The 23,040-nt window shown below is 67.6% G+C and carries 23 protein-coding genes; 10 read left to right on the top strand and 13 right to left on the bottom strand.

The window, feature by feature from the left end:
- Positions 1-10 precede the first annotated feature (10 nt).
- The gene (locus tag NYP18_RS03755) at positions 11-277 is read left to right on the top strand and encodes an exodeoxyribonuclease VII small subunit (RefSeq protein ID WP_259426840.1); all 267 of its coding nucleotides are present in this window, start codon (positions 11-13) and stop codon (positions 275-277) included.
- A gap of 1 nt (position 278) precedes the next feature.
- Here NYP18_RS03755 and NYP18_RS03750 read toward each other — a convergent pair whose 3' ends face one another.
- On the bottom strand, positions 279-851 hold the full coding sequence (locus NYP18_RS03750) for a DUF4245 domain-containing protein (protein ID WP_369415239.1): 573 nt from the start codon (positions 849-851) through the stop codon (positions 279-281).
- 190 nt (positions 852-1,041) lie between these two features.
- Between NYP18_RS03750 and glpX the strand changes: the two genes are divergently transcribed.
- The 3 genes from glpX (at position 1,042) to NYP18_RS03735 (ending at position 4,562) form a co-directional block, all read left to right on the top strand.
- On the top strand, positions 1,042-2,055 hold the full coding sequence (gene glpX, locus NYP18_RS03745; RefSeq protein ID WP_259426838.1) for a class II fructose-bisphosphatase: 1,014 nt from the start codon (positions 1,042-1,044) through the stop codon (positions 2,053-2,055).
- 155 nt (positions 2,056-2,210) lie between these two features.
- The gene (locus NYP18_RS03740; protein ID WP_259426837.1) at positions 2,211-2,981 is read left to right on the top strand and encodes an AbrB family transcriptional regulator; all 771 of its coding nucleotides are present in this window, start codon (positions 2,211-2,213) and stop codon (positions 2,979-2,981) included.
- 180 nt (positions 2,982-3,161) lie between these two features.
- Positions 3,162-4,562 carry a class II fumarate hydratase gene (locus NYP18_RS03735; RefSeq protein ID WP_259426836.1) on the top strand — a complete coding sequence of 467 codons (1,401 nt, stop codon included), beginning with the start codon at positions 3,162-3,164 and terminating at the stop codon, positions 4,560-4,562.
- Between the two features lie 51 nt (positions 4,563-4,613).
- On the opposite strand, the gene NYP18_RS03730 is transcribed toward NYP18_RS03735, so the two are convergent.
- Positions 4,614-5,582, bottom strand: a complete 969-nt coding sequence (locus NYP18_RS03730) for a hypothetical protein (RefSeq protein ID WP_259426835.1) — start codon at positions 5,580-5,582, stop codon at positions 4,614-4,616.
- An 83-nt stretch (positions 5,583-5,665) separates the two neighbouring features.
- On the opposite strand from NYP18_RS03730, the gene NYP18_RS03725 reads away from it, so the two are divergent.
- Together NYP18_RS03725 and NYP18_RS03720 are read left to right on the top strand one after the other, a co-directional pair.
- Complete coding sequence (locus NYP18_RS03725) at positions 5,666-6,340, top strand: TetR/AcrR family transcriptional regulator (RefSeq protein WP_259426834.1); 675 nt, start codon at positions 5,666-5,668, stop codon at positions 6,338-6,340.
- A complete protein-coding gene (locus NYP18_RS03720; protein ID WP_259426833.1) occupies positions 6,334-7,896 on the top strand; it encodes an MDR family MFS transporter in 1,563 nt (520 codons plus the stop codon). Before NYP18_RS03725 ends, NYP18_RS03720 begins: the two co-directional genes overlap by 7 nt.
- Here the strand turns inward: NYP18_RS03720 and NYP18_RS03715 are convergent, their stop codons facing one another.
- The 4 genes from NYP18_RS03715 to NYP18_RS03700 all read right to left on the bottom strand — a co-directional run bounded on the left by NYP18_RS03715 (position 7,897) and on the right by NYP18_RS03700 (position 11,421).
- Positions 7,897-8,424 (bottom strand): GNAT family N-acetyltransferase, encoded by a 528-nt coding sequence (locus NYP18_RS03715; protein ID WP_259426832.1) that lies wholly within the window; start codon positions 8,422-8,424, stop codon positions 7,897-7,899.
- 72 nt (positions 8,425-8,496) lie between these two features.
- Positions 8,497-9,870: an RNA 5'-3' helicase PhoH2 gene (gene phoH2, locus NYP18_RS03710; protein ID WP_259426831.1), complete on the bottom strand. Its 1,374-nt coding sequence runs from the start codon at positions 9,868-9,870 to the stop codon at positions 8,497-8,499.
- Positions 9,871-10,104: 234 nt separating this feature from the next.
- Positions 10,105-10,716 carry an LGFP repeat-containing protein gene (locus NYP18_RS03705; protein ID WP_259426830.1) on the bottom strand — a complete coding sequence of 204 codons (612 nt, stop codon included), beginning with the start codon at positions 10,714-10,716 and terminating at the stop codon, positions 10,105-10,107.
- A 48-nt stretch (positions 10,717-10,764) separates the two neighbouring features.
- A complete protein-coding gene (locus tag NYP18_RS03700; protein ID WP_259426829.1) occupies positions 10,765-11,421 on the bottom strand; it encodes a LysR substrate-binding domain-containing protein in 657 nt (218 codons plus the stop codon).
- A 63-nt stretch (positions 11,422-11,484) separates the two neighbouring features.
- Between NYP18_RS03700 and NYP18_RS03695 the strand changes: the two genes are divergently transcribed.
- Positions 11,485-11,823: a DUF5997 family protein gene (locus NYP18_RS03695; RefSeq protein WP_259426828.1), complete on the top strand. Its 339-nt coding sequence runs from the start codon at positions 11,485-11,487 to the stop codon at positions 11,821-11,823.
- 330 nt (positions 11,824-12,153) lie between these two features.
- Positions 12,154-13,545: an MFS transporter gene (locus tag NYP18_RS03690; protein WP_259426827.1), complete on the top strand. Its 1,392-nt coding sequence runs from the start codon at positions 12,154-12,156 to the stop codon at positions 13,543-13,545.
- Positions 13,546-13,621: 76 nt separating this feature from the next.
- Here the strand turns inward: NYP18_RS03690 and NYP18_RS03685 are convergent, their stop codons facing one another.
- Positions 13,622-14,815 carry an alpha-amylase family protein gene (locus NYP18_RS03685; protein ID WP_259426826.1) on the bottom strand — a complete coding sequence of 398 codons (1,194 nt, stop codon included), beginning with the start codon at positions 14,813-14,815 and terminating at the stop codon, positions 13,622-13,624.
- 65 nt (positions 14,816-14,880) lie between these two features.
- Here NYP18_RS03685 and NYP18_RS03680 point away from each other — a divergent pair, with 65 nt between their 5' ends.
- Positions 14,881-15,462 (top strand): TetR/AcrR family transcriptional regulator, encoded by a 582-nt coding sequence (locus NYP18_RS03680; RefSeq protein ID WP_259426825.1) that lies wholly within the window; start codon positions 14,881-14,883, stop codon positions 15,460-15,462.
- A 2-nt stretch (positions 15,463-15,464) separates the two neighbouring features.
- Here NYP18_RS03680 and NYP18_RS03675 read toward each other — a convergent pair whose 3' ends face one another.
- The 3 genes from NYP18_RS03675 to glyA are packed head-to-tail and all read right to left on the bottom strand — an operon-like array spanning position 15,465 to position 19,446.
- Positions 15,465-16,193, bottom strand: a complete 729-nt coding sequence (locus NYP18_RS03675; protein WP_259426824.1) for an aminotransferase class IV — start codon at positions 16,191-16,193, stop codon at positions 15,465-15,467.
- Entirely contained in the window at positions 16,190-18,148 is a 1,959-nt protein-coding gene (gene pabB, locus NYP18_RS03670) for an aminodeoxychorismate synthase component I (RefSeq protein ID WP_259426823.1), read from the bottom strand. Before pabB ends, NYP18_RS03675 begins: the two co-directional genes overlap by 4 nt.
- 5 nt (positions 18,149-18,153) lie before the next feature.
- Entirely contained in the window at positions 18,154-19,446 is a 1,293-nt protein-coding gene (gene glyA / locus NYP18_RS03665) for a serine hydroxymethyltransferase (RefSeq protein WP_259426822.1), read from the bottom strand.
- Between the two features lie 119 nt (positions 19,447-19,565).
- Here glyA and coaA point away from each other — a divergent pair, with 119 nt between their 5' ends.
- Positions 19,566-20,492: a type I pantothenate kinase gene (coaA, locus tag NYP18_RS03660; protein ID WP_126119684.1), complete on the top strand. Its 927-nt coding sequence runs from the start codon at positions 19,566-19,568 to the stop codon at positions 20,490-20,492.
- 9 nt (positions 20,493-20,501) lie between these two features.
- Here coaA and NYP18_RS03655 read toward each other — a convergent pair whose 3' ends face one another.
- Genes NYP18_RS03655 through NYP18_RS03645 form a run of 3 tightly spaced genes read right to left on the bottom strand, consistent with a single transcriptional unit; the run spans position 20,502 to position 22,942 of the window.
- Positions 20,502-21,023: a flavodoxin domain-containing protein gene (locus tag NYP18_RS03655; protein ID WP_259426821.1), complete on the bottom strand. Its 522-nt coding sequence runs from the start codon at positions 21,021-21,023 to the stop codon at positions 20,502-20,504.
- A gap of 11 nt (positions 21,024-21,034) precedes the next feature.
- Positions 21,035-21,802 carry an isoprenyl transferase gene (locus tag NYP18_RS03650; RefSeq protein WP_439648047.1) on the bottom strand — a complete coding sequence of 256 codons (768 nt, stop codon included), beginning with the start codon at positions 21,800-21,802 and terminating at the stop codon, positions 21,035-21,037.
- 39 nt (positions 21,803-21,841) lie between these two features.
- The gene (locus NYP18_RS03645; RefSeq protein ID WP_259426820.1) at positions 21,842-22,942 is read right to left on the bottom strand and encodes a 3-deoxy-7-phosphoheptulonate synthase; all 1,101 of its coding nucleotides are present in this window, start codon (positions 22,940-22,942) and stop codon (positions 21,842-21,844) included.
- Positions 22,943-23,040: the final 98 nt, after the last annotated feature.

The following is a 23,040-nucleotide window of genomic DNA, read 5'->3' as shown; positions in this document are numbered from 1 at the left end:
GATACAGACAGTGAACGACAACGTGGTGGGCAGCGGCCAGGCCGGGCAGAACGCATTCCCGGATGTGTCAACGCTCAGTTATGAGCAGGCCCGTGACGAACTCATCGAGACCGTCAAGATCCTCGAGCTCGGACAGATGGGGCTTGATGAGTCGCTCCGCTACTGGGAACGGGGCGAGGCACTGGCCCGCCGGTGCGAGGAGCACCTCGACGGGGCTGCCCGCCGGGTCGAGGAGGCATTGGGCAACGTCCGCCCCACCCCGGCCGGGGACCAGTAAGTCAGGAGGTCGGCAGCGGTTCGGAGGTCACCGTGTCTTCAATGATGGTGAGGAACTCCTCATCAGAGGCGGCACCGCCGAACAGCAGGGTCGTCTCTCCCATGTCCACCGCCCACAGGTCACGGACATCCCGCTCCTCGGACTGGTAGACCTGCACATCCTGGCCGGCCACCGTCACGGTGCGGTCCAGGTCGCGGGGGTTCGGGTCAATCTCGCGGACCGCCTCGTCCAGGGGCACCGGGGTCTGGGTCAGCTGGATGAAACCACCCTCCGCGGTCACCCAGCCGACGATCGCAGCCTGGTTCTCCGCGACCATGCCGCGTCGGGCGGAGTTGGTGACCCACCCCTCCGGGTTCTCCGGCATACGCAACGGATAGGAGGAGGCGCGGGCCTCCATCCCCATGAATGTGTGGGCGTCGACCTCACGGACGGGGCCGTTCTCGGGGGTACCCGGTTCGTAGCTGCACAGGCCGGTCGCACCGACGCTGACCAACATGAGCACGACGATGATGGCCAGGGACAGGATCATATCCCGGCCGTCCTGAAAGATCCTGGGCTTTTCCGCTGCAGACACGGCCCCAAGTATGTCAGACCGGCTTCCATTCAGGAATTACGCCCTCCCAACGCGACACACCCCCCTCTTTCGGGTGGTCAATCCCTCACCGACACCCGGAAGAGGTGGAACAATATCCCGGAGGCGGACGGATCACCCTCCCCCGCCACCAGTCACGAGTACTTACCCCGCCCGCAGGAGGCCGTTGAACATGAATGCACACCACCCGGAAGCGCCCGACCGTAACCTTGCAATGGAGCTGGTCCGTGTCACCGAGGCGGCCGCACTTGCATCTGGGCGCTGGGTCGGCCGTGGCATGAAGGAGGAGGGTGACGGTGCAGCGGTGGACGCCATGCGTCACCTCATCAACTCCGTGAACATGAACGGCGTCGTCGTCATCGGCGAGGGTGAGAAGGATGAGGCCCCGATGCTCTACAACGGCGAGCGCGTGGGCAATGGCCAGGGGGCCGAGGTCGACATCGCAGTTGACCCCGTCGACGGAACCACGCTGATGGCTGAGGGACGCCCCAACGCCATCTCCATCATCGCCGCCGCCGAGCGGGGCTCGATGTATGACCCGTCCGCCGTGTTCTACATGGACAAGATCGCCGTGGGCCCGGAGGCCGCCGGCACCATCGACATCGAGGCACCGGTCGCCCACAACATCAACGCCGTGGCCAAGGCCAAGGGCATCAAGCCCGCCGACGTCACCATCGTCGTCCTGGACCGTCCCCGCCACCTCGACCTGATCACCGACATCCGTCGCGCGGGCGCCAAGGTACGCCTGATCTCCGACGGCGACGTCGCCGGTGCCATCGCCGCCGCCCAGGACTCCAACTCCATCGACATGGCAATGGGCATCGGTGGCACCCCGGAGGGCATCATCACCGCCTGCGCACTCAAGTGCATGGGCGGGGAGATCCAGGGCAAGCTGTGGCCGATCGACGACGCCGAGGCCGGCCGCGCCCGCGAGGCCGGCCTCGATCTCGAGTCTGTGCTCGGCATCAACGACCTGGTCTCCTCCGACAACTGTTACTTCGCCGCAACCGGCGTGACCAACGGTGACATGCTCCGCGGGGTGTCCTACCGCGCCAACGGCGCGACGACCCGTTCCCTGGTCATGCGCTCGAAGTCCGGCACCGTCCGTTACGTGGAATCCCGTCACCAGCTGGCCAAGCTGCAGGAGTACTCCGTCATCGACTACTCCAAGGACCCTTCCGCCTAAACAGGTGCAGGAACGCTCTCCGGCGCGACACGGGACCATCGGTCCGGTGTCGCGTTTGTCTTCCCTACTGTCTCCGTGACGGCACACCATCTCACCAACGGAAGGAAGAAGGATCGGGGGACCTGGAGAGAAACCCCTGTGCCGCTGGCTGATCGTTGCCCCTGTCTCCCTGCTCCTCGGCGATCATCAACGGCCGGGAACTGCCGGTGAACAAGATCCTCTACACGTTCGGGGCGGGCATCGTCGGCATCATGGCCGCCGTCCCCCTGCTGAACGAATCGCCGGCCGCCCTGGCCCGCTTCCTGCTGCCCGGGGTGGTGGTGGCCGCCTTCACCATCAGCGTGGGCATCGGCGGTGGTCTGCTGCTGTCCCATATACAGCCGAGTATCAGCCGGGAGACCGGCATCCTGCCCATGTTGGCCGGGGGTGCCGCGTTCATGCCCGCCATCGCCAGGGAGGTGGGTGGAGACCTGCGTTTCGTGGCGCTCACTCAGTATCTGCGCCTGCTGGCGGTGGCGGTCTCCCTGCCGATCGTGACCGGACTGCTGCCTCACGACGCCACCGGCCCCGGCGGGCCGGAAGCCTCCGGGGACCAGCCCTGGTGGCTCGTGGTGCTCATCGCCCTGATGACGTTGTTCGGAGGATTCCTGGCCCCCAGGCTCCGTCTGCCGGTCCCCTCCCTACTGGGGCCGCTGCTCCTGGCCATCGGGTTGGTCGCGTTGCTGTCCTTCGAGGTGGACATGACTCCGCCGGAACCTTTCCGCGTCCTCGCCTTTCTGACCATCGGTTGGCTGTGCGGCGGCACGCTCTCGCTGGACTCCCTGAAGCTCTTCGCCCGCCAGCTGCGCGCCACGGTCACCTTCATCCTCGTCCTCATCGTGGCTTCCGCGCTGCCCCGTCTGCTGCACCCGTTCCGACGGGGCTGAGGAGATTTTCCCTCCATTGAGACGAAAACCACGCCATTTCGCCACCGCCGCGACCGTTCCTGCCCCATACTCAGGGAGGCCTGACTCCACCTGACCAGCAGTACCGATGAGATTCGGAGGGGGGATGGGTAAGATCAGGTCGACCCAATTTTTGAAGCGCAGCCAGAAATGAGTGATTTCATGACCGAGCAGGAATTCCGCATCGAACACGACACCATGGGTGAGGTCAAGGTCCCGGTGAACGCACTGTGGCGGGCCCAGACCCAGCGTGCCGTGGAGAACTTCCCGATCTCCGGCCGTGGCCTCGAGGCTGCCCAGATCCGCGCGATGGGTCTGCTCAAGGCAGCCTGCGCCCAGGCCAACAAGGACCTCGGCCTGCTGGACGGCGCCAAGGCTGACGCCATCATCGCCGCGGCGAAGAAGATCGCGGATGGCGAGCACGACGCCGAGTTCCCGATCGATGTCTTCCAGACCGGTTCCGGCACCTCCTCCAACATGAACACCAACGAGGTCATCGCCTCCCTGGCGAAGGCCTCGGGCACCGAGGTCCACCCGAACGACGACGTCAACATGGGCCAGTCCTCCAACGACACCTTCCCCACCGCCACCCATGTGGCCGCCACGGAGGCCGCCGTCAATGACCTGATCCCGGGTCTGAAGGTGCTCCACGAGTCCCTGGCGAAGAAGGCCGCGGAGTGGAAGGACATCGTCAAGTCCGGCCGCACCCACCTCATGGACGCCGTCCCGGTCACCCTGGGCCAGGAGTTCGGCGGCTACGCCCGCCAGATCGAGCTGGGTATCGAGCGCATCGAGTCCACCGTGGAGCGTCTGGGCGAGCTGCCGATCGGCGGCACCGCCGTGGGCACCGGTCTGAACACCCCGGCCGAGTTCGGCGCGAAGGTCACCGAGGTGCTCAAGGAGCTCACCGGCGTCCAGGAGCTCTCTGAGGCGAAGAACCACTTTGAGGCGCAGGCCAACCGCGACGCACTGGTGGAGTTCTCCGGTGCCATGCGCACCGTGGCTGTCTCCCTCTACAAGATCGCCAACGACATCCGCCTGATGGGTTCCGGCCCGCTGACCGGCTTCGCCGAGATCCACCTGCCGGATCTGCAGCCGGGTTCCTCCATCATGCCGGGCAAGGTCAACCCGGTCCTGTGTGAGACCGCCACCCAGGTCTCCGCCCAGGTCATCGGCAACGACGCCGCTGTCGCCTTCTCCGGCACCCAGGGCCAGTTCGAGCTCAACGTGTTCATCCCGGTCATGGCACGCAACGTCCTCGAGTCCTCCCGCCTGCTGGCCAACACCGCCCGCGTCTTCGCGGAGAACCTGGTCGACGGCATCGAGCCGAACATTGAGCGCATGCGCACCCTGGCCGAGTCCTCCCCGTCCATCGTCACCCCGCTGAACTCGGCGATCGGTTACGAGAACGCCGCCAAGGTGGCCAAGACCGCGCTGGCCGAGGGCAAGACCATCCGCCAGACCGTGATCGACATGGGCTTCGTCGACGGTGAGAAGCTCACCGAGGAGGAGCTGGACAAGCGCCTCGACGTGCTGGCCATGGCCAACACCGACCGCGACTAGTCGCCCGCTTCTCGACGCCCCGTTCTCCCCGAGAGCGGGGCGTCCGCCTTGTCAGCCCCGGGCGATGAGTTCCATGAGGTAGGGCGTGGGGGTGATCTTCAGCTGTCCGGCCTCGGCGTCGAAGGAGGACAGGGTGGCGGTCTCCCCCTCGTGCCACATGTGCAGCAGCGGGGAGACGGAGTGGGAGCTCTCGCCGGCGATCTGTGCGGCGACGGGGGCGAGCCGGCCGAGTCCCTCGAGCAGGTCCTCGCCGGTGGTGATCTCACGGGCCAGGAGGATGTGCCGGGTGGGGATGGCGAAGAGGATGCCGCGGGACTGGTCGAGGCCGGGCGCCCAGGCGCGCAGCACCTCCTCCAGGAGGACGGGGGCGGAGGCGACATAGTAGCTGCCGGATTCGAAGGAGCGGAAGTGGGCGCCGGGGCGGATCTCCGAGCCGGGGTGAGAGTGGGTGTCCGGAATGGTCCCCAGGAGTTCCTCCCGCAGGTTGTTGCGGGCGGCACGCACGAGGGTGTCCAGGTCGTCGACATCGCGGAGGCGTTCCAGCGGCATGGTCTGGATGGACCGTTCCGTGTCGAGGACGAGTGTGACCACCGTGTCGTCGGTGAAGCTGTGGAGGGCGGCGGAGGAGATGATGTCGGCCTCGTCCGCCGCAAGTCCGCTGATGGGGACGATACGCAGACGGAGGCCGGCGTAGAGGCCGGCGGTGCCGAGGTCCTCGGCATGTTCGCCGTCGAGGACGGCGCTGACGAAAGCACGCGCCAGGGTGCGCGGCGCCTTGGGGTGCTGGGAGCCGGCGACGTCGCCGATGAGGTTCTCCATGTTGACGGTGACACGTCCCCGGCGCGGGTGGTCGATGATGGCGTGGCGTCCGTCGAAACGCACCGTCGCCCCCTTCTCGGCGAGGCTGCGGCGCAGTTCAGTGCGGAGCTCACCTGCGCGGCCACGGGTGAGTCCGGGAAAGATGTGGTCGGGGCGGTTCCGGTCGCGGAACGCACGGAGGCGGCGGAGGATCATCGTCATCGACCTTACCCCCATCGCCCCGGCACCGCCCACCGCAATCTGCACTTGAGTGCAAAGATGCACTCGGTGTAAGGTGTGACCTCATGAGTGATGAGACCCCTCTCCGTGAACGCAAACGCCAGGCGACCCGCAGGCGGATTGAGGACGCGGCGACGGCACTCGTCGAGAAGCACGGCTTCGAGAATGTCACCGTCGAGGAGATCTGCCGTGACGCCGGGATCTCCCGCCGCACCTTCTTCAACTACATGGAGTCCAAGGACGAGGCCGTCCTCGGTCTGCCGCCCATGACCGTCGCCGAGCACCGCCGCGCACTGTTCGTGGACACCCCCACCGACAACCTGGTCCGCTCCGCCCTCGAGCACATCGTCGCCACCGCCACCGAGGCGGAGAGCGAGGACATCGAGGCCGGCGCTGACCAGAACTTCCTCACAGAACTGCGGGAACGCCGCCACCGCATCTTCGCCGCCGAACCCTCCGTGGCGCTCATGTCCGTCAACCGCTTCCGCGAACAGGCGAAACTGATGCACCAGCTCGTCGTGGCCCACCTCGAGGCCCACCCCGGGGACCGGCGGATACCCGACCAGCCCCCCGAGATCGAGGCCGCCATCATCTCGGGACTCATCCGCGAGAGCGTATGGCTGCACGTCTCCCGCCTGACCCGCTGCACCGAGTCCCACCCCGATTCCGCCACCCGGGCGCGCATGCTCCCCGAGACCGGCCGGATCATCTCTGACTTCGCAAAGGAACTGCCTTGGTAACCACCTCCCCCGCGCCGGGCGCGCAGAAGCAGGCCCCGCGCATCGGCCTCATCTTCGGGGCCCTCCTGCTCACGATGCTCATGAGCTCGCTCGGGCAGATGATCTTCTCCACTGCGCTCCCGACCATCGTCGGCGAGCTCGGCGGCGTCAACCACATGAGCTGGGTCATCTCGGCGTTCATGGTGACCATGACCATCGCCATGCCGATCTTCGGCAAGCTCGGTGACATGGTGGGCCGCAAATGGCTCTACATCTTCGGCATCGCCGTCTTCGTCCTCGGCTCCACCATGGGCGGTTTCGCACAGTCCATGGAGCTGCTCATCGTGGCGCGCGCCATCCAGGGCTTCGGCGCCGGCGGCATGATGATCAGCTCCCAGGCGATCGTCGCCGAGGTCGTCCCCGCACGTCAGCGCGGCAAGTACATGGGCGTTATGGGCGCGATGTTCGGGGTGAGCTCGGTGCTCGGCCCGGTCCTCGGCGGCTGGTTCACCGACGGTCCCGGCTGGCGCTGGGGTCTGTGGATCAACCTCCCCCTCGGCCTGCTGGCCCTGATCGTCTCCGTGCTGGTCCTGCACCTGCGCACCGGCAGCGGGGAGAACCGCCGCTTCGACTGGCTGGGCACTGCCCTGATGACGGTCACCACCGCCGCCCTCATCCTGCTGTCCACGTGGGGCGGCACCGAGTACGAGTGGGGTGACCCGGTGATCCTGGGGCTGGGGGTCACGACCATCATCGGCGCGATCCTGTTCGTCCTCGTGGAGTTCCGGGCCATCAACCCGCTGATCCCGATGGGCCTGTTCCGCAACCGCAACATGGTGCTGACCACGGTCGCGGGCACCGTGCTCGGCCTGGCGATGATGGGCGCACTGGCCTACCTGCCCACCTACCTGCAGATGGTCCACTCCCTGACCCCGACCGACGCAGGCCTGATGATGATCCCCATGATGGTCGGCATGATCGGTACCTCGACAGTGGTGGGCTTCCTCATCGCGAAGTCCGGCAACTACAAGACCTACCCCATCGTCGGCATGGCCGTCGTGACGGTCGCGCTGTGGCTGATGTCGCGGCTGACCGTGGAGACCTCCCTGGTGCAGCTGGGTTTCCTGTTCTTCGTCTTCGGTTTCGGCCTGGGGCTGGTCATGCAGGTGCTCGTGCTCATCGTGCAGAACTCCTTCCCCATCACGGCCGTGGGCACCGCCACCGCGGCAAACAACTTCTTCCGCCAGATCGGCTCCACCCTCGGTGCCGCCCTGGTCGGTTCGATGTTCATCCACAACCTGCAGTCCAATCTCAGCGACCGTCTGCCCGGCGCCTTTGCGCAGCTGGGCGAGCAGGGTGCCGCCTATGCCGAGCAGTTCTCCGAGGCTGGGGGCGGGGCGAACTCCCTGACCCCGGCGGGTGTGGTCAATCTGCCCGGGCCCATCCGTGAGGTGGTGCTCAGCAGCTACAACGACGGCCTGACACCGATCTTCCTGCTCATGGTCCCCCTGACCGCCTTTGCCCTGTTCATCCTGCTGCCGGTCAGACAGGACAAGCTCAAGGAGACGATCGATTAGCTACTCCCCCGGCTTGGGCAGCAGCAGTTCGTAGATGTCGGTGTCGCGCCACTGACCGGCCATGTCGCCGTACGTCATCTTCGCCAGATGGTGGTAGGTGCCGACCTTCTCGAAGCCGCGCGAACGGTGCAGCGCGGCCGAACCTTCGTTCTCGGGGAAGACCCAGGCATGGATGCCCCACTTGTGCAGGTCCCGGCATACCTCGACGAGCTTGTCCAGGAGGGCACCGGCCACGCCGCGGCCGCGGGCATCAGGGTGGATGTAGATGGAGTTCTCCACGACACCGTGGAAGACGGCGCGGGTGGAGATGGGGGCGGCGGCAACCCAGCCCAGCAGTTTGCCCGGGTCCGCATTGTCCACGGCGACGAACACGGTCTCCAGTATCTTGTCCCGGGAGAACTGTTCCCAGGTCGGCGCCTGCGTCTCATACGTGGCGTGGCCTGATTCTAGACCCCTCTCGTAGATCGCGCGGACCTGAGGATAGTCCTCAGGCCGGATGGGTCGGAGCGTGAACGTCGCGTCTGCCATGCGAACATTGTCGCCCACGTCCGTCGGGCCCCGCAAACGCTGGCGACAGCCGGGTCCCGGGGCCCGTGCCACCTACTTCCCGTCCTCCAGCAGGTCAGTGACCAGTTCCGCGATGGCGGAACGCTCGGAACGCTGCAGTGTGATGTGTCCGAAGAGCTCGTGGCCCTTGAGCTTCTCGATCACCGCCTGCACCCCGTCATGTCGTCCCACCCGCAGGTTGTCCCGCTGCGCCACGTCATGGGTGAGCACCACTCGCGAACCCCGGCCGAGGCGGGACAGGACGGTGAGCAGGACGTTGCGCTCCAGCGACTGGGCCTCGTCGACGATGACGAAGGAATCGTGGAGGGAGCGGCCACGGATGTGCGTCAGCGGCAGCACCTCGATGAGCTCGCGGGCCTGGATCTCCTCCATGACGTTGTCGGAGACCAGTCCGTCGAGGGTGTCGAAGACGGCCTGCGCCCAGGGATTCATCTTCTCCGTCTCGGAGCCGGGCAGGTAACCGAGGTTCTGGCCGCCGACGGCATAGAGGGGACGGAAGACCACGATGCGCCGGTGCTCGTTGCGCTCGAGCACGGCCTCCAGTCCGGCGCACAACGCCAGTGCCGACTTGCCGGTGCCCGCCCGGCCACCGATGGAGACGATGCCCACGGTGTTGTCCAGCAGCAGATCGAGTGCGATGCGCTGTTCCGCGGAACGTCCATGCAGACCGAATGCCTGCTGGTCACCGCGGACCAGGCGCACCACACCGTCGCGGGTGACCCGCCCCAGGGCGGACTGGGTGGAGGTGGTCAGCCGGATGCCGCAGTGGACGGGCAGCTCGGCGACGAAGTCACCGGTGTCGGTGAGGGCCCCGTCCGGCAGCTCGATCTCGCCCTCGCGGTAGAGGGTGTCAATGGTTCCGGCGTCGGTGTGCACGTCGGTGATGCCGGTATAACCGGTGAGCACGACGTCCTGCGCGTGATACTCGTCCGCCCGCAGGCCCACGGCCCCGGCCTTGACCCGCAGGGGCACGTCCTTGGTCACCAGCGTCGTGTCCCGGCCCTCCTGCTGCAGGTTGAGGGCGCACGCGAGGATGCGGTGGTCGCCCTCTGCACCGCGGAAGGCTGCCGGCAGATGGGACTGGTCCTGGTGGTTGAGTTCCACGCGCAGGGTGCCGCCCTCGACGTTGACCGGCACGGGCTGATCGAGACGTTCGTAGGTGGCGCGCAGATCCTCGAGCATCCGCAGAGCCTGCCGGGCGAACCAGCCGAGCTCCGGGTGGTGACGCTTGCCCTCCAGCTCCGTGATCACCACCACCGGCAGGACGACCTCGTGCTCGGAGAACTTGCGCAGCGCCCACGGGTCGCTGAGCAGCACGGAGGTGTCGATGACGTAGGTACGGAGGTCGACGGCCGAATGGTCGTCCGGGTGGCGGGCGGTGAGGTGGTCGGTGGTCGAGTCGAACATGGCGCGGGCTCCCCTGGGGTGGCGGCCCGGGTACCCGTCAGCGCCACGGGAATCATCTCGGAACACGGCCGTCGAGCCGGTACCGACTCGGGGACGGACGCGGGCCGGATGGTGGTTCATCCGGTTGCCCTCAGGCTAACCCCCGCAGGCACACGAAGAGGGAGAATTACATGGCTGTCAGATGAACTTCACCTAACTGCAACTGAAGCTCATCTGACAGCGAGATGACCCGGGTTAGTTCTCGTCCTCCTGGACGTCGATGGAGAACTCGCCGTCCTCATCAGCCAACCAGGAGATGGTGCCGTTGGTGAACTCCTGGACCTGGCCGTTGCCCTCCGGGGCGTCAGCCTCCGGGGCGGTCGGCAGGCCGATGGAGTTCTCCAGGCCGCCACCGTCGAGCCACTCGTTGGCGATCTCGCCACCCACGGGCACGGCGCCGGTCTCCTCGGAGAACACCGCGAGGTTGCCTTCCGGGTAGATGGCGAGGACCTGGCCGACGTCATTGTTCTCGATGGTCTCGGGCGTGCCCCATCCGGCGGTGAACTCCTCGAGAGCGGCAGCCGCGGCGGCGGAGATGCCGACAGTGCCCTCAGCGGTCTCGACCATGACATCCTCGCCGGTGGCCAGTGCTTCCGCGTCCGCGTCCACGGAAGGCGTGGTGGCCTCGGTGGCCTCCTCGTCGGTGGTGGTGGCGGTGGTCTCTGTCGCGGTGGTCTCCCCCGCGCTGTCACCGTCGTCGGCGCAGGCGACGACGCCGAAGCTCAGGGTCAGCGCCGCAGCTCCGGCGAGCAGGCGTCGGGTCAATGCAGTGGTCTTCATGATGGATTCCTTATTCTGGGCGGACATGTGACCGATAGTTTATATGTGTTCTTCACCACAGGGGCGGAAATGCAGCTATCCTCGACGCGACCGGCGCGCCCGCCCATCTGCGCCACCCGCTGCCCGGCGCTGCTGCTTTGCCAGCGTCTTCTCCCGGGCGGTGCGTTTCGGTGCGGCCTGGCGGGAGGAGTTGGGGGTGCGCCCCTTGGCGATGCCGACGAAATCCTGGATCGCCTCCGAGTCGTCAGCCCTCCGCCAGACCAGCGCGATGGTGGTGGCCGGGACACCGCCGACAAAGTCCCGGTGCTCGATCTGTTTGCGCGCGAGCACCCGGAGGAGTGGGCGAGGGGCGATGAGCACCCCGACGTTCGCGGCCACCACCTGCAGCCCGGTACGGACCGCAGGGATGTCGATCCGGCCGTCCGGCGGGGTGGACCAGTTGATGATCTCGCCCTCGATATCCCCCGGGGTGAGTTCCGCCAGGAGCGTGAGCTCGCTGTCCTTCGGCAGGGCGATGCCGGGGGCCTCCCGGTAGAGCTCGACCACGTGATGCTCGTCGGTGACACGTGGGTCGGGCAGGCGGGCGAGGGCGAGGTCGGCGCGGGCGTCGAGAAGCTCGGCGACCGGATCCTCCGAATCAGTGGCGAGCAACCGCCCGTGGGCGGTGCGGTCCCGGAAGCGGGTGAACCACTTGCCGGGTTCGGTGCCGGTGACGAAACTCAGGCGCAGCATGGGGGTAATGCTACCGTTGGGGGTGTGAATGAAGAGTCCGTACGTCAGCCTTCCGGTCGAGCAATGAAGCCGCAGACCGCGGCCAAGAAGCTGGGCATCTACCTGCCCGCAACCCCGGAGGAGTTCCAGAACAACGCCGTCACCCACGCAGAGCTCAAGGCCCTGCAGGAGACCCCGCCGGAGTGGCTCGCTGAGCTGCGCCGGACAGGCCCGCACCCGCGTCCGGTCGTCGCCCAGAAGCTGGGCATCACCGTCACCGCGCTCAAGCGCAATGACCTGGACCAGCCGTTGACCACCGCCGAGATCAAGGCGCTGCTGGAGGATCAGCCTGACTGGCTGCGCGCCGCCCGCACCGCCCTGGCCGAGGGCCGCGAGAACCCGGCCGCGGAAACCGAGGACTGACAGTCCCTCTACCAGCAGAAAGGGCGCTGAACGAACATCAAAGTTCGTTCAGCGCCCTTTTGTTCACCCCCGCACAGGGGTTTCCGAAACCGCAATGCATTGCACCTGCCTCCGGAAAGGTGCGCCCCAAAAATTTGCCGATACCCCCACCCACCTGCGGGGGGACACCTCGGCCCCGCCATCCCCACAGGTCAGACCATGAAACTCGCCCACTAACCCCTGGGCAGTTACTAGGGACGCCCCTAGTTTCATGTGGTCTGGAACACTTCTACAGTTCGGTCATCCTCTCCGTCACAGAGGGAAGTCATCCGGACCACAGAAGGAAGAACAGTGAACACCACCGAAACCTGGGCATCGCCGGCGCACCGCCGCACGGTGTACCTCGTCCTGGCAGTCGTCGGCATCTCCATCCTCTTCGACGGCTATGACCTCGTCATCTACGGCGCCGTCCTGTCCTCCCTGCTCGAGGACCCCAGCCACATCGGCCAGCTCTCCCCCGCCGTCGCCGGCACCCTCGGCTCCTACGCCATGATCGGTGTCCTGATCGGCGCCCTGTCCGCCGGCGCCATCGGCGACCGCATCGGCCGCCGCAAGGTCATGCTCACCGCCATCGCCTGGTTCTCCGTCGGCATGGGCCTGACCGCCATGGCCACCTCCATCACCATGTTCGGCTTCCTGCGCTTCGTCACCGGCCTGGGTGTCGGCATGATCGTCGCCACCGGTGGCGCCATCATCGCGGAGTTCGCCCCCGCCAACCGCCGCAACCTCTTCAACGCCATCGTCTACTCCGGCGTTCCCATGGGTGGCGTCATGGCCTCCCTCTTCGCCCTCAGCCTCGAGGACATGGTCGGCTGGCGTGGTCTGTTCTGGATCGGCGCGACCCCCATCCTCTTCCTGCTGCCCCTGGCATTCTTCGCCCTGCCGGAGTCCCCGCGCTGGCTCGTCGCCCGTGGCCGCAAGGCCGACGCCCGTGCAGTCTGCGTCCGTCACGGTCTGCCGGAGGAGAAGTTCCTGGCCGAGCCGGCCACCGCGCCCGCCGCCACCTCCGGTGCCCGCTCCGATCTGGAGAAGACCGGTTTCGCCGGCATCTTCTCCCGCTCCTATCTCATCGGCACCGTCCTCATCGGTGTGATGTCCTTCATCGGCCTGCTGTCCACCTACGGCCTGAACACCTGGCTGCCGAAGATCATGCAGGCCAACGGCGCCAACGCCCATGATTCCCTGTACTCCCTGCTCTTCCTCAACGGTGGTGCCGTCATCGGCGGCCTGACCGCCTCCTGGATCGCCGACCGCATCGGCGCCAAGGCCGTCATCACCTCCACCTTCGCCCTGGCTGCAGCGTCCCTGGCGATCCTGCCGCTGTTCACCTCCGTTGCCCCGATGTACCCGTTCATCATCATGGCCGGCATCGGTGTCATCGGCACCCAGGTCCTCACCTACGGCCTGGCCTCCAACTACTACGGCACCGCCTCCCGTGCCGCGGGTGTCTCCTGGGTCGCCGGCTTCGGCCGACTCGGCGGCATCGTCGGCCCGGCCATCGGCGGCCTGATCATCGGTGCCGGTTTCGGTCCGACCGTCTCCTTCTGGATCTTCGCCGGCGCTGCCCTGGTCGGTGCCGTGGCCACCTTCCTCATTCCGCGCTCCCCCGCCGAGGCTGAGATCGTCTCCTCCTCCGAGCCGGTTGCCCCGGCCAAAGGAGAGCCCGCACTCAACGCCAATTAGGCGCTCCTCCCCCTGACGGATACTGTCCCCGCCCACCGGTCACGGTGAGCGGGGATTTTCCGTTGTCCCGGCCGGTTCACCACTGGGCAGCGAAGCGCTCCCCGTCGTCGAAGACGAGTTCCACGGAGGCCGGGGCGGATGTCAGCGTCGCCTCGAGGCGGTGGCCGCCCCCGGTGACGGCGTAACGGATGGTCTCGTTGGTGGTGTCCAGCACCTCGACCTGCCCGCGGGTGAGCCAGGGGTGGCGGCGGCGCAGGGCGATGAGCTCGCGGTGGAGCTCGAACATGGCGGCAGCCGGGAGTGAGAGCACCGCCGGGGTTTCCGGCAGAGCGGGCCGGATGGGGTCGTCGGTGGCGAAACCGGTGCCCTTGACCCCGCGGAAGGCCTGTTCATCGCCGTAGTAGATGCTGGGCACGCCCGGCAGGGTCAACAGCAGCACGGCCGCCAGCGCTGCCCCCTCATCGCCGACGGTGCTGGCGATGCGGTCGACGTCGTGGTTGCCCACGAAGGTCTGCATGGGGCCGGCTGCCATGAACTCCCGATGGCGTCCCAGGGCATGGGCCAGTTCGTGGAAGTTCACGTCCTTGATCGAGCTCCAGATGGCTTTCCACAGCTCGTACTGGGTGACGGTGTCCAGGTGCCCCTCGGTGATCAGCGCAGCGTAGTCGCCGTGGATGATTTCGCCGAGGAATACCGCGTCCGGATGTCGCTGCCGGACCCGGCCGACGACCTGTGCCCAGAACCAGGTGGGCACGGAGTAGGCGACGTCGAGGCGCCAGCCGGCGATGCCGCGGTCGAGCCAGTGGTTCATCACGTCGACGACGAGCTCGGCGGTGCGGGGGTCGTCATGGTCGAGCAGGGCCAGATCACCGTGTCCCTCCCAGGGTTCGGGACGCCCGTCCGGCAGGCGGCGGACGGGGCCGCCGTCCCCGACCATCGGGTGGTGGATGCCGACGTGGTTGAACACGCCGTCGAGGAGCACCTCAATGCCGCGCTCCCGGCAGGCGGCGATGAGCCGGTCGAAGTCGGCGTCATCGCCCAGCCGGGGGTCGATACGGAAGTGGTCGAGGGTGTCATAACCGTGGGTGCTGGAGGCGAATACCGGAGCGAGCAGCAGCCCGTTGCAACCGAGCTCGATGAGGTGGTCGAGCCAGTTGATCAGCCGCGGCAGGCGGTGCGCCTCGTCCCCGGTCGACCAGTCGCGGATCGGTGCGCCGGTGGCGCCGAGGGGGTAGACGTGCCAGAAGATGGCGTGGTCGAGCACGGGCACTCCTATTGAGTCGAGGTCAGTAACTGCTATTGACCTTAACTCAACAAGAGGTAGGGTTGTCAACCGTGAGCACCCGCAGACGCCTGAGCACCGCTGAACGCCGCGCCGCCATCCTCGAGGCCGCCCGCGCCCATTTCGCCACCACCGATTACCCGGCGGCCTCCGTGCCGACCATCGCCGCGGCCTCCGGCAGTTCACAGTCGCTGGTCTTCCACTATTTCTCCTCCAAGGCGGGCCTCTACGCCTCCGTGGTCGAGGACTCACTGCGCTCACTTCTCGATGCCCGTCTCACCGCCGTCACCGCCCTCAACCCCGGACACCCGGTCCGCGAACGCATCAGCCACCTGCTCCAGGTGCACCTCGACGCCCTGCAGAAGGATCCCACCCTCCTGCCCGGCGTCGGCGAACCGGAATCCGCCCTGACCCACCGGCATGCCGCCGACACGGAACTGGTCGGCCAGCTGCGTGAGATCATCGGCATCGGCGATTTTCCCCGCCATACGTGGGCGCTGTGGGGCTGGGTGGGTTTCCTCGACCACGCCGGCCGCCACTGGGTGGAGCTCGGCTGTCCGCAGGACCAGCGCTGGCCCCTCATCGAGGCCGCCCTCGGCGCACTGGAGGGGGCGCTGGGCGACTGGGCGGTGTGAAGTCAGTTCCAGCGCAGCAGCGTGGTCACCTCGGCCGCACTCACCGGGGTCGGTTCCGTCACGGCCCGGAGCCGCATGCCGTCCGGCCCCACCCAGCCGACCACCTCGGTCCAGCCGTGCAGGGCACTGCCCGCCCACACCGGGTACTGCCGTACCTCCGTCGGCGTCACGGGCCGCTGCCCCACCCCGTCCAGCATCTCCCGGGTCGCGGTCACCGTCACCGAGGACAGCTGACCGGGATGCTCCGGGACCATGAGCCGGTCCCCCTCCCACCACGCCACCGCGCAGTTCGCCCCCTCCACGACCAGCCCGTCGGCGGACCAGAGAAGCGCATCGTCCGCCCCGTGTTCCTGGGCCTGCGCCCGCAACTCAGCCAGCACCGCCAGGTCCGGGCCCTTCACGCGCGGAGCAACCCGCGGATCCGGTTCCGGTGGCACCCACAGCACAGTCCGGGTCCGCAGCGGCGGCGCAGGCCGGACCCGCAGGTAAAGCGTCTGACCATGGGCCTCGACACGGGGGAACCAGTTGCCCTCGTGCGGCACCGCCCGCCGTACCGCCGTCAGGAAATCACCCACCTCCATCCCGGGCAGGCTGCCCGCGAAACGCCCTTCGTGCAGGTGCCGGCTGCCCACATAACCGTCGTGCTCCAGCCAGGAGTCGACGACATCGGGGTGGCTGTCCGGCTCTGCCGCCGGCACCAGCTCAGCACCGCCCCAGCGCAGCAGTGTCACTGCGGGAACTCCCGGTCCAGCAACCGCAGCAGCGGGGCGGATTTGGTCACCGTCTCCTCGTACTCCCCCACCGGATCCGAGAGCGCGATCACCGCCCCGCCGACGCCGTAGCTCAAGCCGTGTTCATCAGCGACGATCGTGCGGATCACCATGGACAGGTCCATCGCCCCGTCGAGCGAGAAATAACCGATGCCGCCGGAGTAGATGCCACGCGGGCCCTCCTCAAGCCGGTCGATGATCCCCATAGTGCGGATCTTCGGCGCGCCCGTCATGGAACCACCCGGGAAGGCCGCCCGCACCGCGTCCACGGCCGTCCGCCCGGGAGCCAGGCGGCAGGTGACCGTGCTGACGAGCTGGTGGACGGTGGCATAGGACTCCACCTGGAACAGCGGCTCCGCGCGCACGCTGCCCGGCTCGGCAACCCGGCTGAGGTCATTGCGCACGAGGTCGACGATCATGAGGTTCTCGGCACGGTCCTTGTCGTTGACAGCCAGATCCGAGCGCAACCGGGTGTCCTCCCGCGGATCCGCGCTGCGTGGCCGGGTGCCTTTGATTGGCCGGGATTCCACCCTGCCTCCGGCACTGACCTGCAGGAAGCGCTCAGGTGTGGAGGAGAGCACGTGCACGCCGCCGATCCGCAACAGGGAACCGAAGGGTGTGGGGTTGGCCGCGCGCAACGCCGCATACGCCGCACCGACGTCCATGGCCCCGGGGGCGGTGAGTTCATTGGTCAGGCAGATCTCATAGGACTCGCCCTGGCGGATCTCCGCCAGGCACTGCCCCACCAGCTCCAGGTAGGCCGCGCGGGAGTGCCGCGCCTCCAGCGATCCCACCGCGGTCTGCTTCTCGACGTCCGCCGGCGCCCCCAGCCCCGCCACCCGCCGGGCGGTTTCCGTGCACCACTCCCGCTGGGCGGCATCATGTTCGGATCCGATGAGCGCGATGAGGTGGGTGCGGCGCAGTGCATGGTCGATGACCACAGCCCGGTCCGCGAAGATCATCCCCAGATCCGGATGCCGGGAGACATGGGCCGCGGAGCCGCCGCACTCGGATTTCAGCTCGTAACCGAGCCAGCCGACCCAACCGCAGGTGAAGCCGAGGTCCGTCTCCCCGGCGTCGATGGTGTTGGCGGCGAGATCCGCGGCCAGCTCCTCAAACAGCGAACGCTCCGGATCAACCCGCCCGCTCCACACGCGGGCCAGTGGTCCCGAGGCGTCACCGAGGTAGCTGAACCGCCCCGTACCGTGGTCGGGGGTCGTCGAATCCAACCAGAAAGCATCCCCCGAGTCCGCGAAGAACTCCGCGTACACGGCCTCGCCGTCACACTCCCCCTCGACGGTGACGGTGTGCAGCCGCCAGCGGGAACGCGAACGCCGGTTGCGTTCGGCGGCCAGGTCCAGAAAGTTCGCGATGAGGGTGTGGCCGTCGAAACCGCCGATCGACTCGGGGTGGAACTGCACGCCCCACTGGGGCAGCCGCCGGTGGGCCAGGGCCATGACCAGCCCGTCCGAGGTCCGGGCGGTGACCTGCAGGTCCCCGGGCACATCGCGGACGATGAGGGAGTGGTAGCGGACGACGTCGATAAGCGGGGGCAGTGAGGCGAAGAGAGCCGAGCCGTCATGACGGACGGGAAACACCCGCCCGTGGACGGGCTCCGGGGCCAGATCCACCATGCCGCCGTGGGCGTGGGCGAGGGCCTGATGGCCCAGGCAGACCCCCAGAATCGGGACACGCCCGTCGCGCAGGACATCCAGGCACATGCCGATGTCCCCGTCGCGCTCCGGGCGGCCGGGGCCCGGCGAGATGATGACGGCGTCGAAAGTGGCGACGCGGTCGACATCCCAACCGGGTTCGTCGTTGGTGATCACCTCGGGGGTGACACCGGTGATGTCCTCGACATAGGCGACCAGATTCCACGTGAAGGAGTCCCGGTTGTCGATGATGAGGACACGCACGGCGACTAGTTGATCTTCCAGTCCTCGAGACCCTCGTACAGCGGGTACTGGTCGGTCAGCTTCGCCACGCGGGCGCGCAGCTTCTCCACATCCGCGTTCCTGCCGTCCACCAGTGCGGTGCCGATGATGTCGGCGACCTCGGTGAAAGCGGCAGCGTCGAGGCCGCGGGTGGCCAGCGCCGGGGTGCCGATGCGCAGGCCGGAGGTGACCATCGGCGGGCGCGGGTCGTTCGGCACGGCGTTGCGGTTGACGGTGATGCCGACCTCATGGAGGAGGTCCTCGGCCTGCTGCCCGTCCATGTCCGAGTTGCGCAGGTCAGCGAGCACCAGGTGGACATCGGTGCCACCGGTGAGCACGTCGATGCCGGCGGCCTTGGCGTCTGCGGCGGTCAGGCGCTCGGCGAGGATCTTCGCGCCCTCGATGGTGCGTGCCTGGCGCTCCTTGAACTCGTCAGTGCCGGCGAGCTTGAGGGCCACGGCCTTGGCGGCGATGACGTGCATCAGCGGTCCACCCTGCTGGCCCGGGAAGACGGCGGAGTTGAGCTTCTTGGCCCACTCCTGCTTAGCGACGATCAGACCCGAACGCGGACCGCCCAGGGTCTTGTGCACGGTGGTGGACACGACATCGGCGTGCGGTACCGGGGAGGGGTGCAGATCAGCGGCGACCAGGCCGGCGAAGTGCGCCATGTCGGTCCACAGGTAGGCGCCGACCTCGTCCGCGATGGAGCGGAAGGCCTCGAAGTCCAGGGTGCGTGGGTAGGCGGACCAGCCGGCGATGAGCACCTTCGGGCGCTCGGCCAGGGCCTGCTCACGGACGCGGTCCATGTCGATGCGGTGGGTCTCCGGGTCGACCTCGTAGGCGGCGACCTCGTAGAGCTTGCCGGAGAAGTTCAGCTTCATGCCGTGGGTCAGGTGACCACCGTGGGCCAGGGACAGACCCATGATCTTGTCCCCGGCGTCGGCCAGGGCGTGCAGGACAGCAGCGTTGGCCTGGGCACCGGAGTGCGGCTGGACGTTGGCGAACTCGGCGCCGAACAGGGCCTTGGCGCGGTCGCGCGCCAGGTCCTCGACGATGTCGGCGTTCTCGCAGCCACCGTAGTAACGGCGGCCCGGGTAACCCTCGGCGTACTTGTTGGTGAATACCGAACCCTGTGCCTGCAGGACAGCACGCGGCACGAAGTTCTCGGAGGCGATCATCTCCAGGAAATCGCGCTGGCGGGTGATCTCGCCGCCGATGGCAGCGTGGACCTCAGGGTCAAGAAGGGACAGCTCCTGGTTGAGGGAGGACTCAGCGGTCATGGGCGTTTCAGCCAGCCTTTCTGGGAATTCACGGCAGTCGATGAATCAGCTTAGCGTCCTGGGGTTGCCTCATACCCCCGAACCCCGGACAGAAGTGAGGCAGGTGACACAATAGGGCCATGTCTCGGCCCAAGGACCACACCCCCTACGTGGATTTCGACCGCGCCTCCTGGCGTGCCCTACGTAAATCCATGCCCCAGGTCCTCACAGAAGAGGAGGTCGCGCAGCTGCGTGGCCTCGGCGAATCCATCGACCTCGCCGAGGTCGCCGAGGTCTACCTCCCGCTGTCCCGGCTCATCCACCTCCAGGTCGCCGCCCGGCAGAAACTCATGGCCGCAACCGAGACCTTCCTGGGCACCGCCTCCGGCCACGTGCCCTTCATCATCGGCGTCGCCGGCTCCGTCGCCGTGGGCAAGTCCACAACCGCCCGCCTCCTGCAGGTCCTGCTGCAGCGCTGGGAGTCCCACCCGCGTGTCGACCTGGTCACCACCGACGGTTTCCTCCTGCCGGCCGCGGAGCTCAATGCCCGTGGTCTGATGTCCCGGAAGGGTTTCCCCGAGTCCTATGACCAGCGCGCCCTGCTGCGCTTCGTCACCGACGTGAAATCCGGGCGCGCCTCCGTCGACGCGCCGGTGTACTCGCACAAGCTCTACGACCGGGTGCCGGACCAGGTCCAGACCATCGCGCAGCCGGACATCCTCATCGTCGAGGGGCTCAACGTCCTGCAGACCGGTCCGACGCTCATGGTCTCCGATCTCTTCGACTTCTCCGTCTACGTCGACGCGCGTACCGAGGACATCGAGAAGTGGTACATCGACCGCTTCCTGCAGCTGCGCTCCACCGCCTTCCGGGAACCGGGTGCGCACTTCGGCCACTTCGCCGACTACGGGGACGCCAGCGCCCGGGCCGCCGCCCGGGAGATCTGGCAGTCCATCAACCTGCCCAACCTGGTGGAGAACATCCTGCCCACGCGGGTGCGCGCCTCCCTGGTGCTGCGCAAGCGCGCTGATCACCAGGTCGAACGGGTCCGGATGCGCAAGATCTGAGGGCTGCGCTCAGGAGTGCGCCGCCGCCCACTCCACGACCTGGTCCAGCTCCCGCAGATCCACATGGTCGGTGTCCCGGTCGTAGGACTCGATCATGGCCCGGTCGTTGGGGCTGCGGTCGGCCTCCCGCTTCGCCTTGAGCGCCTTGATGATCCCCCACATGATCATCCGGTGCTTGCGTCCCATCGTGGAGTAGCTCAGCCGCCCGGGAAGGTAGAAGCGGGTGACCTGATCCTTCTTCCCCAGCGCACCGGCCATCTGGTCCTTGGCGCGGGCCACCTCCAGCAGGGTCATGCCCACCGCGCACACGGCCACGGGCCGGTCCCCGAGGTCGTTGTCGGCCACGAAGCCGGCTGCCGGGATCGAGGGGCCGTGGACATAGGAGAGCACGACCAGCGGTTCAGCGGAGGCGCGCAGCTGCGCCGGGTCGGCCCCGGAGAGTGGCTGCGCGGTGCAGCCGAGCCGCTCGGCGAGGGCCTCGGCGTACTGGCGGGCGGATCCGTAGGCGGATTCGTAGAGGACGGTGCTCATGGGTGGGGAACTCACTTTCCGAACCGGCGGCTGCGCCGGGAGTAGTCACGGAGGGCGCGCAGCAGGTCGATGCGGCGGAAGGCGGGCCAGTAGGTCTCGGTGAACCAGATCTCCGAGTAGGCGGCCTGCCACAGCAGGAAACCGGACAGCCGCTGCTCGCCGGAGGTGCGGATCACCAGGTCGGGGTCGGGCTGGCCGGAGGTGTAGAGGTGGTGCGAGAGGGAGTCGGCGGTGACCTTCGCCGTGAGCTCCGCCGCCGGGGTGCCGGCGGCGACCTCCTCGGCGATGAGGTTGCGCACGGCGTCGACAATCTCCTGGCGGCCGCCGTAACCGACGGCGATGTTGACCGTCAGGCCGGTGTTCTCGCAGGTCCGGTCCGCGGCGGCACGCCAACGGTCGGCGACGTCCTTGGGCAGGAGGTCGAGGTGGCCGACGAGCCGGACCCGGCAGGTGTACTCGCCGCCGGACAGTTCGTCGACGACATCGCCGATGATGCCGAAGAGCAGCTCAAGTTCCTGTGCCTCGCGGCCGAGGTTCTCGGTGGACAGGAGGTAGACGGTGATGATCTCCACCTCCGTCTCCTCGCACCAGCGGACGACCTCGCCGATCTTCTCCGCCCCGGCGCGGTGGCCGTGGCTGATGTCGGAGTGTCCCTCGGCGCGGGCCCAGCGGCGGTTACCGTCGGCCATGATCGCGATGTGTTTCGGCTGTCGGACGCCTTTGAGTTCGCGGGCCAGACGGGCCTCATACAGCGGGTAGAGCAGGCGGGACAGTTTCACAGCACTCAGTGTAGTGGGTCTGCCCCGCCGTTCCGTCACCTACTGCTGCCGACGTGCCCGGCGGGCGCGGACGGCGGCCGCGAGCTCACCGAGCAGATCGACGGTGGTGTCGATGTTCATGCATGAGTCGGTGACGGACTGGCCGTAGACGAGGCCTGCGCCGCCGTTGGCAGGCAGCTTGGCGGTGTCGAGGGACTGGGCGCCCTCGACGAGGAAGGATTCCATCATGATGCCGGCGATGGCCTCGTCGCCTGCGGCGATCTGCCTGGCGACGTCCGCGGTTACCTCCGCCTGGCGCACGTGGTCCTTGCCGGAGTTGGCGTGGGAGACGTCGATCATCAGGCGCGGGGTGTCCGTGCGAACCTGCAGCTTCTCGACGATGCCCGCCACAGACTCCGCATCCGCATTCGGGCCGGCGGTGCCGCCGCGGAGGATGATGTGGCAGTTTTCGTTGCCGGCGGTCTCCACGACGGCGGGACGACCGCCGTCAGAGGTGCCGAAGAAGAAGTGCGGCTTCGAGGCGGCCGCGACCGCGTCGATCGCGACCTGGATGTTGCCGTCGGTGCCGTTCTTGAAGCCGATGGGCATGCTCATGCCGGAGGCCAGCTGGCGGTGCACCTGCGATTCGGTGGTGCGGGCACCGATGGCGCCCCAGGACACCAGGTCGGCGTAGTACTGCGGGGAGTTCGGTTCGAGGAACTCGCTGGCGGTGGGCAGTTCGAGGTTGACCACCTCGCGCAGGACCTTGCGGGCCAGTTCCAGGCCGTGGTTGATGTCGTAGGAGCCGTCGAGGTGCGGGTCATTGATCAGGCCCTTCCAGCCGACGGTGGTGCGCGGCTTCTCGAAGTACACGCGCATGACCACCTTGAGGTCCTCGGCCAGCAGGGAGGCCAGCGGGGCCAGACGGTTGGCGTAGTCGATGGCGGCCTCGGGGTCGTGGATCGAGCAGGGGCCGACCACGACAACGAGGCGGTCGTCCTCGCCGTTGAAGATGTCGGCGATCTGCTGTCTGTCACTCTCGACGCGGTGTTCCTGGGCGGGTGTCATCGGCAGGCGGTCGCGGACATCCTCCGGGCTGGGCAGGTCGTGGAAGGCTACGACGCGGCGGTTGGAGGTGGAGGCGTAGGTGGCGACGGTCATGGTTCGTGAACCTTTCACTGGGTTTTCATTGTGCGGGGTCTGTGTGCCGGACAAACAAAAAAGCAGCCCCTCGACCCGATTTCTCGGGGAGGTGCTGC

This window comes from Corynebacterium lemuris (assembly GCF_024919295.1).
Taxonomy (GTDB): Bacteria; Actinomycetota; Actinomycetes; order Mycobacteriales; family Mycobacteriaceae; genus Corynebacterium; species Corynebacterium lemuris.
The sequence above is the reverse complement of the archived record's forward strand: the minus strand, read 5'-3'. Positions and strand labels throughout refer to the sequence as shown.